The sequence below is a fragment of the Corynebacterium sp. HMSC059E07 genome (assembly GCF_001814395.1).
Classification (GTDB): Bacteria; Actinomycetota; Actinomycetes; order Mycobacteriales; family Mycobacteriaceae; genus Corynebacterium; species Corynebacterium hesseae.
In genome coordinates this window covers 96863-111021 of the sequence record NZ_KV816293.1, presented here as the reverse complement: position 1 = coordinate 111021, position 14159 = coordinate 96863, and the positions used below count along the sequence as shown (strand labels likewise).

13 protein-coding genes are annotated in these 14159 nt (G+C 61.6%); 4 read left to right on the top strand and 9 right to left on the bottom strand.

What is annotated here, in order from left to right:
• Positions 1–43 precede the first annotated feature (43 nt).
• Entirely contained in the window at positions 44–682 is a 639-nt protein-coding gene (locus HMPREF2967_RS05465; protein ID WP_232770667.1) for a hypothetical protein, read from the top strand.
• A 29-nt stretch (positions 683–711) separates the two neighbouring features.
• Here HMPREF2967_RS05465 and HMPREF2967_RS05460 read toward each other — a convergent pair whose 3' ends face one another.
• Both HMPREF2967_RS05460 and gdhA read right to left on the bottom strand, forming a co-directional pair.
• Complete coding sequence (locus HMPREF2967_RS05460) at positions 712–1458, bottom strand: DivIVA domain-containing protein (RefSeq protein ID WP_070519973.1); 747 nt, start codon at positions 1456–1458, stop codon at positions 712–714.
• Positions 1459–1573: 115 nt separating this feature from the next.
• Positions 1574–2920: an NADP-specific glutamate dehydrogenase gene (gene gdhA, locus HMPREF2967_RS05455; protein ID WP_070685367.1), complete on the bottom strand. Its 1347-nt coding sequence runs from the start codon at positions 2918–2920 to the stop codon at positions 1574–1576.
• Positions 2921–3092: 172 nt separating this feature from the next.
• Here gdhA and HMPREF2967_RS05450 point away from each other — a divergent pair, with 172 nt between their 5' ends.
• Positions 3093–4211 (top strand): glycerate kinase, encoded by a 1119-nt coding sequence (locus tag HMPREF2967_RS05450; protein WP_070685365.1) that lies wholly within the window; start codon positions 3093–3095, stop codon positions 4209–4211.
• 34 nt (positions 4212–4245) lie between these two features.
• Here the strand turns inward: HMPREF2967_RS05450 and HMPREF2967_RS05445 are convergent, their stop codons facing one another.
• Positions 4246–4644 carry a hypothetical protein gene (locus HMPREF2967_RS05445; RefSeq protein WP_070596871.1) on the bottom strand — a complete coding sequence of 133 codons (399 nt, stop codon included), beginning with the start codon at positions 4642–4644 and terminating at the stop codon, positions 4246–4248.
• A 36-nt stretch (positions 4645–4680) separates the two neighbouring features.
• Between HMPREF2967_RS05445 and HMPREF2967_RS05440 the strand changes: the two genes are divergently transcribed.
• Positions 4681–5889: an amidohydrolase gene (locus HMPREF2967_RS05440; RefSeq protein ID WP_070685362.1), complete on the top strand. Its 1209-nt coding sequence runs from the start codon at positions 4681–4683 to the stop codon at positions 5887–5889.
• Positions 5890–6030: 141 nt separating this feature from the next.
• Positions 6031–8421 (top strand): glycogen/starch/alpha-glucan phosphorylase, encoded by a 2391-nt coding sequence (locus HMPREF2967_RS05435; RefSeq protein WP_070685361.1) that lies wholly within the window; start codon positions 6031–6033, stop codon positions 8419–8421.
• Between the two features lie 159 nt (positions 8422–8580).
• On the opposite strand, the gene pyk is transcribed toward HMPREF2967_RS05435, so the two are convergent.
• The 6 genes from pyk to hisF form a co-directional block, all read right to left on the bottom strand.
• Positions 8581–10002 carry a pyruvate kinase gene (gene pyk / locus HMPREF2967_RS05430; protein ID WP_070520168.1) on the bottom strand — a complete coding sequence of 474 codons (1422 nt, stop codon included), beginning with the start codon at positions 10000–10002 and terminating at the stop codon, positions 8581–8583.
• 304 nt (positions 10003–10306) lie between these two features.
• Positions 10307–11212: a prolipoprotein diacylglyceryl transferase gene (lgt, locus tag HMPREF2967_RS05425; RefSeq protein ID WP_070685354.1), complete on the bottom strand. Its 906-nt coding sequence runs from the start codon at positions 11210–11212 to the stop codon at positions 10307–10309.
• 41 nt (positions 11213–11253) lie between these two features.
• Complete coding sequence (locus HMPREF2967_RS05420; protein WP_070519958.1) at positions 11254–12081, bottom strand: indole-3-glycerol phosphate synthase TrpC; 828 nt, start codon at positions 12079–12081, stop codon at positions 11254–11256.
• 172 nt (positions 12082–12253) lie between these two features.
• The gene (locus HMPREF2967_RS05415; RefSeq protein WP_185963198.1) at positions 12254–12883 is read right to left on the bottom strand and encodes a TIGR02234 family membrane protein; all 630 of its coding nucleotides are present in this window, start codon (positions 12881–12883) and stop codon (positions 12254–12256) included.
• Entirely contained in the window at positions 12876–13277 is a 402-nt protein-coding gene (hisI, locus tag HMPREF2967_RS05410) for a phosphoribosyl-AMP cyclohydrolase (protein ID WP_070685352.1), read from the bottom strand. The genes HMPREF2967_RS05415 and hisI overlap by 8 nt, the downstream gene beginning before the upstream one ends.
• Entirely contained in the window at positions 13274–14038 is a 765-nt protein-coding gene (hisF, locus tag HMPREF2967_RS05405; protein ID WP_070685350.1) for an imidazole glycerol phosphate synthase subunit HisF, read from the bottom strand. Before hisF ends, hisI begins: the two co-directional genes overlap by 4 nt.
• Positions 14039–14159: the final 121 nt, after the last annotated feature.

Below are 14159 nucleotides of genomic sequence, written 5' to 3'. Positions count from 1 at the left end.
CACCCCGCTACGCACCCCGAAACCGGAAGAGCCCTAAAACTCCATGAGCTACACCGCGACCGACACGGCGTCTCTGGGCGCCACGGCACGTGAACTCGCGCTCAGCTTTCCCTTGCAGTGCCTTGTCCCCGCCGTGGTCCTGACCGTCGTAGGAGTGACCTGCCGCCACCTCATCACGCGAGTCCGCCCCAGCATTTTCGGCGATGCCGGCCTCTCCCTGCACCGCGCGGCCCTCGCCAGCGCCCTTGCGGGATTGGCCGTGGGCGCGGTGTCCTTTCTTCCCCTGCATTTTGGGCCTATCGTCATACTCTCATCGGCGCTGTTCTCGCTGTGTGCCGCGCTCATCGCGTGGAGCGCGCGCGAGTCCTTTTCTGCCGCCGGCATGGGGATTGGTGTGATGATGCTGACCGTCGGTGCGGTCAATGTGGTGCTGTTGCTTGTCGACGCCGCCTGGGGCCCCATCCCCGAGCCTCACACCACGGGCACGGACTTCGGCATTATGTGGGTGCTTTATGCACTGCCGGGCCTCGTCGCCGCGGGATTGGCCGCAGCCTTAAGCACCATGCCGGCCAAGGAAGCCGCCCGGATTCGCCGCGCGGAACAGGCGCGCGCTGCGGCGCAGGACTCTACCTCGCTTCACTCGACCTCGCTTCGGCTACGCCGAAGCGTCACCACTAGGTAGTTGCCCGCACCTTAATTCAACAATTCGGCTTAGTAATCACGGGGCGCACGCGGCGCACGGCGCACAGGCTCCCGGGTCTCGCGCACAGCGCTTCGTCCCTCACCATGTGATTCACCGCGGGAACGCACGCCGGCGCCCCGCCGCAGCGCGGAGCGATCGTTGTTGACAGTACGCAAGAGATCGGACAAGGTGGTCTCGAACTCCCCGAGCTTGGCGTCAACGAATTCATCGCACTCGGTGCGCAGGCGGTTGGACTCAGAGTGCGCGGTCTCCACAATGCGGTGCGCCTCATCGTCGGCGCGGCGCACAACCTCGGATTCGGAGACCAAACGGTCCTGCTCGGCTTGGCCTGCTGCGACGGCGCGCTGGTACTCCTCATCCGCCTGGGCGCGGGTGCGCTCGGCGTCGGAGCGTGCGTTCTCTACGAGGTTGGTGGCCTCATCTTCCGCCTGGGCTACCAAGGTGGTGGCGCGGTGTTGAGCGTCGGCAAGCATGGCGTCTGAGTCCTCACGCGCACGGGCAACGGTGTCATCGGCCTCGGCGGTGGCCTCAGAAATAATCTGCTCCGCGCGCTCCTCAGCACCCTGGAGGATCTCGTCCTGCTTGTCTAGGACGTCCTGGGCGTCATCCATTTCAACGGGGAGGGCGTTGCGGAGATCGTCGAGAAGCGCCAGCATTTCGTGGCGCGGAACCATGCAGTTGGAGGTCATGGGAACGGCATAGGCCTGTTCCAGATTGCGAACAAGTTCATCGAGGGACTCAAATACGCGGTACATGGCACCAGCCTATCCAAGCGCACGCACACTGCGACGTATCCCACGCGGGAAGAAATGGCGAAAACCTCCCCGGCAAGCGAGGAGGTTAAGCGCGGATACAGAGATAAGGAAACGGCTAGATTACGCCTTGGGCCAGCATGGCGTCGGCCACCTTCTTGAAGCCGGCAATGTTGGCGCCCGCCACGTAGTCACCTTCCAGGCCGTATTCCTTGGAGGTCTTGTCGATGTTGCGGAAGATATTGGACATGATCTCATGCAGGCGCTGGTCGGTGTACTCGAAGGACCAGGAGTCGCGGGATGCGTTCTGCTGCATCTCCAGCGCGGAGGTTGCCACACCGCCCGCATTCGCGGCCTTGCCCGGCGCAAAGGCGATTCCGCTCTCCCCGAAGTAGTGCGCGGCTTCCGGGGTACACGGCATGTTTGCACCCTCAGCAACGTAGCGGATGTGGTTCTTTACTAGGAGCTTGGCGTCATCGCCGTCGAGCTCGTTTTGGGTCGCACACGGCAGGGCAACGTCGGCGCTGATCTCCCATACGTTGCCGCCCTCGTGGTACTCCACGCCCGCGCCAGCCTCGCCGGCGTAGGTAGAGATGCGCTCGCGGCGTACTTCCTTGATGTCTTTGAGCAGCTCCAAGTCCACGCCGTTCGGCGTCGTGATGTAGCCGGAGGAATCGGACATCGCCACGACGGTTCCGCCGAGCTGCTGAACCTTCTCGGCGGCGTAGATAGCAACGTTGCCGGAGCCGGAAACAATGACTTTGGCGCCGTCGAAGGACTCGCCGTGGGTCTTCATCATCTCCGAGGTCAGATACACCAGGCCGTAACCGGTGGCCTCAGTGCGCACGAGGGAGCCACCCCAGGTCAGCCCCTTGCCCGTGAGGACCCCGGACTCGTGCTTGTTTTCTAAGCGGCGGTACTGGCCAAACAGGAATCCGATTTCGCGGCCGCCCACGCCGATATCGCCGGCCGGCACATCGCGGTACTCACCGATGTGGTTGTGCAGCTCCGTCATGAAGGACTGGCAAAAGCGCATGACCTCGGCTTCGGACTTGCCCTTCGGGTCGAAGTCAGAACCGCCTTTGCCGCCGCCGATGGGAAGGCCGGTCAGCGAGTTCTTAAAAATCTGCTCGAAGCCAAGGAACTTGATGATGCCCAGGTTCACGCTCGGGTGGAAGCGCAGGCCGCCCTTGTACGGGCCGAGGGCCGAGTTGAATTGCACGCGGAAGCCGCGGTTGACCTGAATCTGGCCGTTGTCATCCACCCACGGGACACGGAAGATGAGCTGGCGCTCGGGTTCGCACAGCCGCTCGACCAAGCCATAATCAGCGTAGTGAGGGTCCTTGTTGAGGACGATCTTGAGGGAATCCAGGACCTCAGCGAGCGCCTGGTGGAATTCCGGTTCACCAGCATTGCGCTTGAGAAGCTTGCTGTAATAGTCGGAGATTTGCTGGTCGATGGACATGGCAATCCTTTCATTCGGCACCGTGTTTAGCTGCTGGTGCGTCCTCCGTTGAACAACCGCTAGTTTTCTATCAATCGACCTAAATTGCAAGACGAGCGTACGGGGAAATTTATTAAAGGCAGGTCAGAGGGCGAAAATTTTTTCCCGTTTCCGCTTCCATATACTCATGTGCATGCGCATACTTGTTGCCCCCGACTCTTTTAAAGGCACCGCCACTGCCGCCGAAGCCGCTGCCGCCATTGCTTTGGGCGCGCGCCGCGCCCTCGGCTCCTCCCCGCACGCCGCTACGGCACAGGTAACCACTCTCCCTATGGCCGATGGTGGCGAGGGCACCGCGGAGGTACTCGCCAGCGCTGCCGTTCACCGCGACGGTACGGCGGGCCAGACCATTACGCTGCCCACCACCGATGCCATCGGGCGCCTCACCGAGGCCAGCTACCAGCTCGTGGGTGACACGGCCTTCATCGACGTCGCGGCGGCCACCGGCCTGCCCGCTGTCTCCGACGCCCTCGATCCGCTCCACGCGGATTCCTATGGCACGGGAGTGCTGCTTGCCGACGCCGAATCGCGCGGCGCCAAGCACATCGTCTTGGGACTTGGCGGCAGCGCCAGCATCGACGGCGGGCTCGGCATCCTCGCCGCGCTCGGCGCCGCCGCCCACGATTCCCGCGGCTACGCCCTGCCCAAAGGCGGCGCCCCGCTGGTCAACCTCGATCACATCGACACCGCACAGCTCAACATGAAGGCGGCGATGATGGACTACACCTTGGTTACGGACACCCGCGCCGTGCCCATCCAGGCCGCGACGATGTACGGCCCTCAAAAGGGCGCCGAGGGCGAACAGGTGGCACTGCTCGCCGGCGCGATGCTGAAGCTATGCGAGGTTACGGATACCGACCCGCAAGCGGAGTTCTTGGGTGCCGCCGGCGGCATCCCCATCGCCTTAAGCTGGCTCTCACGCACACTGTGGGACACGGCGGAGCACTGCCGCATCGTTCCCGGCGGGCGCTATGTGGCCGAGGCACTCGACCTGCCCGCGCGCATCGCCGAGGCCGATCTCGTCCTCACCGGCGAGGGGCGTTTCGACGATCAATCGCTCACCGGAAAAGTCGTGGGCACGCTGGCGGAGATGACCGGGCCGCCGACGCTGGGCATCATCGCTGGCTCCGCTACGGCACCGGCGCCGCAAGGCGCGCTCCTAGAGGAGCTCGACGGGGATGAACGCGGGGACGTCGCCCAGCGCTTGAGCTCCGCAGCCGAACGCCTCGTCCACAGCTTTCTACAGAGCTAGCTCTCTGCAGGGGGGCTAAAGCTTCTCTGCAGGACTAAGGGGTTACCTGCACCGCCCACGGGAAGATGGCCGGGCGCTCGTGGGCGAGCTCATCCTCCAGCAGTACGTGATCCTTCGGCAAGACCGAATGCGGAGTTAACAGGCGCGCGAGGACCATGGTCAGCTGGTTAACGGACCCCTTCACGCCATCGACGTCGATGGCGTAGCGGTAAACATTTGCGTCTTCGAGGTCACGTTCTTCATGCTCCTCCCGGTAGGTTTGGCGCAGCTGCTCTTCCAGCCCCTCCGGGAGTGCGGGCTCGTGCACGCGAGTAACCTCAGCAGAGGCCAGCGAGTTATTGTCCACCAGCTTGTGGGTGGCAGTACTAAAGATTTCGGCCACACGCTCGGCTTGGGCATCCGGCACCAGAACATCAAAGTGAATCAATGGCATGTAGGTAACCCTACCCAAATTTGGAGGACAGTAACTATGGCAGATCCCACACTTTCCCGTCTGACCGAGCTCTTAGTGGACGATTCCGTCGATCTCAGCTGGCAACGGGCCTTCTACGAGGATCTGCATGCCCACCCTGAGCTTTCCCATGAAGAGGAACGCACCGCCGGGCGGATTCTGGAACAACTAGAAAACTACGATTGTGAACTCGTCACCGGCATCGGCGGACACGGTATCGTCGCTATCTTCCGCAATGGGGATGGCCCCACCGCGCTGATGCGGGCCGATTTCGATGCCCTCCCCGTAGCCGAGGAAACCGGCGTCCCCTTCGCCTCCACCAACGGCGCGATGCATGCCTGCGGGCACGATGTGCACGCCACCGCGTTGCTCGGCGCGTGCGCGATTCTCGACGCCCACCGCAACGCCTGGCGCGGCACCTTCCTAGCACTGTTCCAGCCCGCCGAAGAATCGTCCATGGGTGCCAAATACATGATCGCCGACGGGCTCACCGAGCGCGTTCCCGCACCGGATGTGTGCTTCGGCCAGCACGTCATGCCGGGCCCCGCCGGGCAAGTCCAATCCACCGCCGGCCCCATCCTGGCCGGCTGCGACTCCCTTCGCATTCGCATCACGGGGCGCTCGGCGCACGCCTCCATGCCGCACGAGGCCATCGACCCCTCCTATGTGGCCGCCATGGTGGTCACGCGTCTGCAGGCCATCGTCGGCCGCGAAGTTCCTCCCCATGACTTCTTCGTCATCTCGGTGGGCGAGCTACATTCGGGTGATAAGAACAACATCATTCCAGGTGGCGCCGAGCTAGTGCTCAACACGCGTTATTACAAACCGGAATTGGCCGAGCGCGTCTATGCTTCCCTCGAGCGCATGGTGCGCGCCGAGTGCGAGGCGTCTGGGTGCCCGGCGGCACCGACCTTCGAATACTTCGCTCACGGCGAGGTCACCGATAACGATGCTGACACTCACCAGGCTGTTCGCGCCGCCTTCGACGAGGTCTTCGGCGAGCTCTCCGTCACCGCCGCGCCCTCCACCGTCTCCGAGGACTTTTGCTATCTCCCGCAGGCCTGGGGCGTGCCTTATTACTTCTGGTTCATCGGCTCCACACCGGAAAACCTCCTCGACAACCCGCCCGTTAACCACCAGGCCACCTTCCTACCGGACTATGAGCCCACGATGCGCTCGGCCACTCGCGCCGGGGCCGCCGCCGTTCTGTCTTTCCTCGGCCGCTAAGCCTCTGTACCCAACGCCACTCGACATCACGGTCTGCGTAAAACGTTGGTCAGTGTCCTGGTCTGCAGGTGCATACAGAACTGGTTAAGCTTGGGAGTTGGTATTTTTCCGCATTTATTTGCCTCAAGTGAAGGGATTCTCATGAGTCAACCCCAGCACTCCGATTTCCAATCCGCAGTTCCTGGACACGTTCGCGCCGCAGCCGGCGTCTCCCCCTCTCGTGCGACCGACCGCAAGTTTTGGTCCGGTCTGTCCTCCTCGGTGATGGAGCAGATTGCAGACAATTGGGAGGCCACCCGCAGCGCCTACGCTGCCACTCGTCAGCAGCACTACTTCTCCGCTGAGTTCCTGCAGGGTCGTGCCCTGCTCAACAACCTCACCAACGTCGGTCTCGTCGATGAGGCCCGCGCCGCTACTAAGGCTGCGGGCCACGAGTTGGCTGATGTCCTCGAAGCCGAGCACGATGCCGCACTCGGCAACGGCGGCTTGGGCCGCCTCGCCGCCTGCTTCCTCGACTCCGCCGTCACCCAGGACTACCCGGTGACCGGCTATGGTCTCTTGTACCGCTATGGCTTGTTCCGCCAGTCCTTCGACAACGGTTTCCAGCGCGAGGAGCCGGATGCATGGATGGAAAACGGCTACGACTTCATCATTCGCCGCGCTTCCGAGCAGCGCCTAGTCCACTTCGACGACATGGACGTGCGCGCCATCCCCTATGACATGCCGATCACCGGTTATGGCACCGATAACGTGGGCACCCTGCGCCTGTGGAAGTCCGAACCCATCGATGAATTCGATTACGATGCTTTCAACTCGCAGCGCTTCACCGAGGCCATCGTCGAGCGCGAGCGTGTCATGGATATCTGCCGCGTGCTCTACCCCAACGACACCACCTACGAGGGCAAGGTCCTGCGCGTTCGCCAGCAGTACTTCTTCGTATCGGCCTCGCTGCAGCAGATGATCGATAACTACATCGAGCACCACGGCGAGGACCTCACCGGCTTCGCTGAGTACAACTGCATCCAGCTCAATGACACCCACCCGGTGCTGGCCATCCCGGAATTGCTCCGCCTGCTTCTCGACGAACACGGGATGGGCTGGGATGACGCATGGAAGGTCGTCACCGAGACCTTCGCCTACACCAACCACACGGTGCTGGCTGAGGCCCTGGAGAGCTGGGAAGTGTCCATCTTCCAGAAGCTGTTCTGGCGCATCTGGGAACTGGTGGAAGAGATCGACCGCCGCTTCCGCGAGGACATGGCCCAACGCGGCTTGGATCAGGGCCGCATCGACTACATGGCCCCGGTATCCGACGGCCACGTCCACATGGCGTGGATCGCCTGCTATGCCGCGTACTCCATCAACGGCGTCGCTGCCCTGCACACCGAAATCATCAAGGCGGACACGCTCTCCGAGTGGCACGAGCTGTGGCCGGAGAAGTTCAACAACAAGACCAACGGTGTGACCCCGCGCCGCTGGCTGCGCATGTGCAACCCGCGCCTGTCCGACCTGCTCACAGAACAAGCTGGCTCCGATGCCTGGGTCACCGATCTGACTGAGCTGGCGAAGCTGGCTCCTTTGGCAGAGGATGAGAAGGTACTGCGCCAACTCATCAATATCAAGCGCGCCAACAAGCAGGATTTCGCCGCCTGGATTGACGCGCACCAGGGCGCAACCGTGGACCCGGATTCCATCTTCGACGTCCAGATTAAGCGCCTGCACGAGTACAAGCGCCAGCTGATGAACGCGCTCTACATCCTGGACCTGTACTTCCGCATCAAGGTCGACGGCGAGACCGTCCCGAAGCGCACCTTCATCTTCGGCGCGAAGGCCGCCCCGGGCTATGTCCGCGCCAAGGCCATCATCAAGCTCATCAACGCCATCGGTGACTTGGTCAACAACGACCCAGCCACCAAGGACGTACTCAACGTGGTCTTCGTTGAGAACTACAACGTCTCCCCCGCCGAGCACATCATCCCGGCCGCTGACGTCTCCGAGCAGATTTCCGTCGCTGGCAAGGAAGCTTCCGGTACCTCCAACATGAAGTTCATGATGAACGGTGCCCTGACCTTGGGCACCATGGACGGCGCCAACGTGGAGATCGTCGAGGCAGTGGGCGAAGAAAACGCCTACATCTTCGGTGCCCGCAACGAGGAGATCCCGCAGCTGCGCGCCGAGTACAACCCGGGTGAGCTCTACAACACGGTTCCGGGCTTGGCACGCGTCCTCGACGCCTTCACCGATGGCACGCTGGGCTCTGAAAATGCGGGCATGTTTGGTGATCTTCGCTCCTCGTTGCTCGATGGATTTGGCGAGCATGCCCAAGACACCTACTACGTTCTTGGGGACTTTGCCGACTACCGCGAGACCCGCGACCGCATGGCAGCCGACTATGACGCTGATGAGCTGGCATGGGCCAAGAAGGCATGGCTTAATATCTGCTACTCCGGCCGCTTCTCCTCCGACCGCACAATCGCCGACTACGCCAACGAGGTGTGGAAGCTGGCCCCGACTCCCATCGCCAACGTCTAGGTAGACGGGGTTAATAGGCGCGCTAGTGCCTATTAACCCTTAGATGGGTAGTCCTTCAAGACTCCTTCAAGGCAAAAGCGCCGCCCCACTCAATTACCCCCTTCCGCCATTGCGGGAAAGAGGCCGAGTGAGGCGGCGTTGCCTTACTGCGCGAGAGCCCTACTTATCGCGCAGCGTCTGACCCAGCTCGTGGACCTGAATCATGTTGGTGTTACCGGAGATTCCAGGAGGCGTACCGGCGATGACGACGATCATGTCGCCTTCCTTGTACTTATCCATCCCCAGCAGCGCCTCATCGATGGCTTCCATCATGTTATCGGTGGACTCCACCGATTCACTCAGGAAGGTCTCGGCGCCCCAGGTCAAAGCCAACTGCGAGCGCACGGCCGGATGCGGGGTAAAGGCAAGCAGCGGCAGCGGCGAGTGCAAACGAGCCACGCGCTTTGCGGTATCACCGGAGGTGGTGAACGCCACGATTGCCTTCGCGTTAAGGCGCTCAGCGATATCGCGTGCGGAGTAGGACACGACACCGCGCTTGGTGCGCGGAACGTGCGTCAGCGGAGGAACGCGGCCACCCTGCTCGGCATTCGCGACGATCTTGGACATGGTGCGCACGACATTCTGTGGGTCGATGCCCACGGACGTCTCGCCGGAGAGCATGACTGCATCGGCGCCGTCGAGCACTGCGTTGGCAACGTCGGACGCCTCCGCGCGGGTCGGCCGCAGATTGGAAATCATGGAATCGAGCATCTGTGTTGCCACGATTACCGGCTTGGCGTTCTCACGCGCAATCTGGATGGCGCGCTTCTGGAACAGCGGAACCTGCTCCAGCGGCACCTCGACGCCGAGGTCACCGCGGGCAATCATGATGGCATCGAATGCCAGCACGATGGACTCGAGGGCATCGACAGCTTCCGGCTTCTCCAGCTTGGCGATGACCGGAACGCGGCGGCCTTCCTCATCCATAATCTCGTGGACCTTGTCCACGTCGGCCGGGGAACGCACGAAGGACAGAGCAATCAGGTCGACACCAAGCTTCAAGGCGAAGCGGAGATCTGCGATGTCCTTTTCCGACAGGGCCGGGACGGAAATGTCCATGCCCGGCAGGGACACGCCCTTGTTGTTCGAGACCGGACCGCCTTCGGTGACCTCACAGACGACGTCGTTGCCATCGACTTCCTTGCACACGACGGCGACCTTGCCATCGTCGATAAGCAGGCGGTCACCCGGCTTCGCGTCCTTCGCCAGGTTCTTGTATGTGGTGGACACGCGGTCGTGCGTGCCTTCCACGTCCTCAACAGTGATGCGGACGATCTCGCCGTCCTTCCACATCTCTTCACCGTTGATGAAGCGACCCAGACGGATCTTCGGACCCTGCAAGTCCGCCAACACACCGACGGCGTGGCCGGTCTCATCGGTGGCCTCGCGGACCCAGCGATAGTTCGCTTCATGATCCGCGTGCTCGCCGTGAGACATGTTCAGACGCGCCACGTCCATGCCCGCTTCAACGAGGCCAAGGATTCCTTCCTTGCTTGCTACCGCGGGACCCAACGTACAAACGATTTTGGTTCTTCTATCCAACATGGAATGCCTTACTCACATCGGGAGCTTCTAACGGTTCCCAAACTACCCCGGTTTACTGGTCTCGGCCACTACGAATGACGCTCATAGCGCGTTTTCAAGCCTCGTCCCGAGTGCTCTCCAGGACTGAGCAAAGCCCCAAATATTCGGCAACAAACGGGAATACCCGGGCACATCTGGGCATTTCGTACTTATCATTCGGAACCTCAGGCTTCCGAATAAGAGCTCAAAAACACCGTGTGTGATCCCGGCTACTTTTTCTGTTTTCAGCGCCTAAAACAGGCAGACGCTACGAAAGCCGTACCTAATTAAAGCCTGCGGAGCCACCATTCTTCTCAACTTCCGCGGAACGAGCGGGATCCACTTCCTCCGGTGACTCCTGCCCACGTGGCAACCGGAAGTACACGATGAGCGCGACAACGAAGCAGACCACCGAAACAATGACGTTGACGCGCAACCCGAAGATGTGCGTGGCCTCATCAGCGCGCATGTTTTCTACAACGAAGCGCCCCGCCGTGTATCCGGCAACGTACAGCGCGAACACACGCCCATGGCCGAGTTTGAACGCCTTGTGCGCCCACAGCAGGAACACACACACCGCCACATTCCACAGCAGTTCATAGAGGAAGGTCGGATGCACTGAGGTCACTACTTCCCCGGTCGAGCGTCCGCTGATTGGTGCGTACGCGCCGCTGTCATTTACTCGGTAGTAGATGTCCAAGGCCCACGGAACCGTGGTTTCACGGCCGTAGAGCTCCTGATTGAACCAATTACCCAAGCGCCCGATAGCTTGGGCCAAGACAAGTCCGGGCGCGACGGCGTCCGCAAATGGCCCCAATGGGATGCCTTTAACCTTGAACATGATCCACACCGCTATTGCGCCCAGCGCCACTGCGCCCCAAATGCCGAGGCCGCCGTTGGTAATCTTCAGCGCATCAACTGGATTGCACGTGGAACAGAAGTACTTTTCGTTATCCGTAATCACGTGGTAGAGGCGCCCACCAATAATTCCGGCCGGTATCACCACCAAGGCCGCATCCCACACCACATCCGGGTTTCCACCGCGGGCAGTATAGCGGCGCAGCGTCATCCACATCGCAACGAGGATGCCGACGATGATGCACATGGCATAAGCGCGAATTGGGACCGGACCTAGATGCCACACGCCTTGCGGCGGAGAGGGAATGTTGGCGAGATTGTAAATTTGCACGGGAAACAGTGTGCCTGAAAATAACGCCCACTACAACGCGTCTAGGTCCTGCGCGAAGGGCACGCCGGATGCTGGCCGGTAGCCACCAAAGAACGCGCCAAGGCCATGGGGTCTTGGGCAGCCATGATGGACTCACCGACCAAGATGGCATCAGCGCCCTGAGAAGCATAAGACAACACGTTTCGCGGGCTATTGACCCCACCCACCGCGATGCGCGTCATGCTCTCAGGAAGACCCGGCGAAATAGTAGAAAAGGCCTCCCGATTAATAGCATCGGAGGCCAAAGACCACGCGTTGATCGCCACGACAGTTCCCCCTGCCTTAATGACGCGATCCACCTCAGCGCACGTACGAACTTCCAGGATGGCGGTCATGCCGAGAGATTCCACGCGGTCTAGGAGAGACTCGAGGCGAGCCTGGTCGAGCAGCTCCACTTGCAGGGGAATCGCATCCGCCCCATAGCACCGCGCCTCATGGATCTGATAGGGGTCGACGATGGTGTCGCGGCATAGCATCGGTATGTCAACGGCGGACCGGGCCGCCCGCATGTCTTCGAGGGAACCGTGGAAGCGGCGGCGATCCGTTTGACACGCCATCACATGCACTCCGGCTTCCTCCAGGCTATGCGCCAACGCTGCCACGGACTGCGGGCTCTCCAAATGCGCAATTTCACCGCCATAAGGTACGGCGCGCTTTATTTCGGTAATGATAGAGCATCCCGGACGCAGCAAAGCCTGTGCAGCATCGCGCGGGGCATCCATGTCTCGGGAACGCGCCTTTACTTCCTTGAAGGGAACGCGGGCCTCCCGCGCGGCGACATCAGCTAGTACGCCGGCCACGAGGTGATCGACGGCAATCGGGGTAGGCATGGAGCACCTCCCTTCCCCGAAGGAAACTCAATGAAAGAAACAGGATGGAGTTCGAGATCACACTTAGGCTAGCGCGCTCTTACCTCCAACCAGAAATCCGGGGTCCCCTTCTATCAGCGCAACACCCCGTGGTGGAGATGAGACGAGCCGGTGGCTCGTGCCGCCACCTCCCCTAGGTGGTGCGAGGATCTGTGGGGTCGATATCGGCGTCCAAAGCGTCCCACATCACGCGGCCAGAATCCTGGGAGGTTTCTAGATCTTCCTGCAGGCGCTCCTGCCGTACAGCTGGTGTCTCATATTTGGCGGAGCGGGGCTTATCGCCTCCCGGATTGCTGGCCACCATGACCGCACCAAAGAGCGCGAGTGCAGCGCCGACGAGGGCGAGGACAGGGCCGGCAGTCGAGGCATCCGCGGAGAGCACCGTGGCCCAGTCAGAAATGGTCGTGGACTCCACGGAGGTATCATTCGTGCCTCCCTGCAGCAGTTCCTCGGCGCGCTCCGCCTCCGGGCCGGCGGTCAGCAACGCAACAGGCCGCCATCCCGCAGCCGCCGCGGCAAGTGCTGTGAGGCCAGATACGATTCGGCGGCCGGTGCGCCGTAGCGCGAAGGCCGCAACACCGCCAGCGAGGACCACAACGCTCAACGCGATGAGCTCGAGGGACCACAAGGAACCCGATAGCTCCGCAACGCTGGAGCCGGCCTTATCATCCTCAACCGCAGCCTTTACCCACGTCATGCGGGAAGACAGCCACAATAGGATGGCACCGACAAACATCAACAAGGGCCCAATGCGCTTAGCCATCATTCTCCTCCCCTAAGAGATCACGTGCATCGAAACAGGTCCGGTCACCGGTATGGCATGCCCCGCCGCGCTGACGAACGGTGAGCAGGATGGTGTCACCATCGCAATCCAAGCGCGCGCCGACCACCTCTTGGGTGTTGCCGGATGTTAGGCCTTTGATCCAATACTCGCGGCGGGAACGTGAATAGTAGGTTCCGCGGCGCGTCGCCAACGTGTAGGCCAAGGCATGGTCATCCATCCACGCCAACATGAGCACCTCACCGCGCTCCGACTGCACGATGGCTGGAACAAGCCCCAACTCGTTGCGCTTAAGTTGCTGAGCAATCTCATCACTCAGCTCATAAGCCCCGACAGCCGTTGGGTCGGTGGTGGGGTTGTCGCTGTTCCTCGTCACTGTCGCACCTCCTTGCCTGCCGCAGCTAGCGCCTGCTTGACCTCGGAGATCCCCACTTCTCCGAAGTGGAAAATGCTGGCGGCCAGCACCGCATCTGCCCCAGCGTCGACAGCCGGTGGGAAGTCCTCGGCCTTTCCCGCACCGCCGGAGGCGATGATCGGAACGGAAACTTTCTCGCGCACTGCCTCGATCAATTCGATATCAAAGCCCGCCTTGGTTCCGTCGCCGTCCATGGAGTTCAGCAAGATTTCGCCGACACCCAATTCCTCACCGCGCTTGGCCCATTCCACGGCATCGAGGCCCGCAGAACGCGTTCCGCCATGCGTGGTGACCTCGAATCCGCTAGGGAAATCTGCAGCACGGCGCGCATCCACCGACAACACGATGCACTGCGAGCCAAACACATCCGCAAGCTCACGCAGTAGCTCCGGGCGCGCGATGGCAGAGGAGTTGACGGAGACCTTATCGGCGCCGGCACGCAGCAGTTCACGGACGTCGTCGACAGACCGCACTCCACCGCCAACGGTCAGCGGGATAAAGACCTGATCGGCGGTGCGGCGTACGACGTCAAGCATGGTACCGCGGCCGTCCTTCGACGCTGACACATCGAGAAAAGTCAGCTCATCAGCACCCACGCGGTCGTAATGGGCGGCCAACTCAACTGGGTCGCCGGCATCACGCAAGTTTTCAAAGTTAATGCCTTTGACCACGCGGCCATTATCAACGTCAAGGCACGGGATCACTCGCACGGCAAGAGCCATGGTGACAATCCTCCTAAAGCTCAAAGCGAAATGAAAGGCAGCTCGAATCGAACTGCCGATTGGTGAAATTCAAGTCCGGTATGCGGCGCCAGCGACGAGCGCTAGCGTCCTAGGCAAGCCA

Coding starts and splice junctions, on each gene's coding strand:
- HMPREF2967_RS05465 (WP_232770667.1), top strand. CDS start 44: ATGAGCTACACCGCGACCGACACGGCGTCTCTGGGCGCCACGGCACGT.
- gdhA (WP_070685367.1), bottom strand. CDS start 2,920: ATGTCCATCGACCAGCAAATCTCCGACTATTACAGCAAGCTTCTCAAG.
- HMPREF2967_RS05450 (WP_070685365.1), top strand. CDS start 3,093: ATGCGCATACTTGTTGCCCCCGACTCTTTTAAAGGCACCGCCACTGCC.
- HMPREF2967_RS05415 (WP_185963198.1), bottom strand. CDS start 12,883: ATGGCTAAGCGCATTGGGCCCTTGTTGATGTTTGTCGGTGCCATCCTA.
- HMPREF2967_RS05435 (WP_070685361.1), top strand. CDS start 6,031: ATGAGTCAACCCCAGCACTCCGATTTCCAATCCGCAGTTCCTGGACAC.
- HMPREF2967_RS05440 (WP_070685362.1), top strand. CDS start 4,681: ATGGCAGATCCCACACTTTCCCGTCTGACCGAGCTCTTAGTGGACGAT.
- HMPREF2967_RS05445 (WP_070596871.1), bottom strand. CDS start 4,644: ATGCCATTGATTCACTTTGATGTTCTGGTGCCGGATGCCCAAGCCGAG.
- HMPREF2967_RS05460 (WP_070519973.1), bottom strand. CDS start 1,458: ATGTACCGCGTATTTGAGTCCCTCGATGAACTTGTTCGCAATCTGGAA.
- hisF (WP_070685350.1), bottom strand. CDS start 14,038: ATGGCTCTTGCCGTGCGAGTGATCCCGTGCCTTGACGTTGATAATGGC.
- HMPREF2967_RS05420 (WP_070519958.1), bottom strand. CDS start 12,081: ATGCCTACCCCGATTGCCGTCGATCACCTCGTGGCCGGCGTACTAGCT.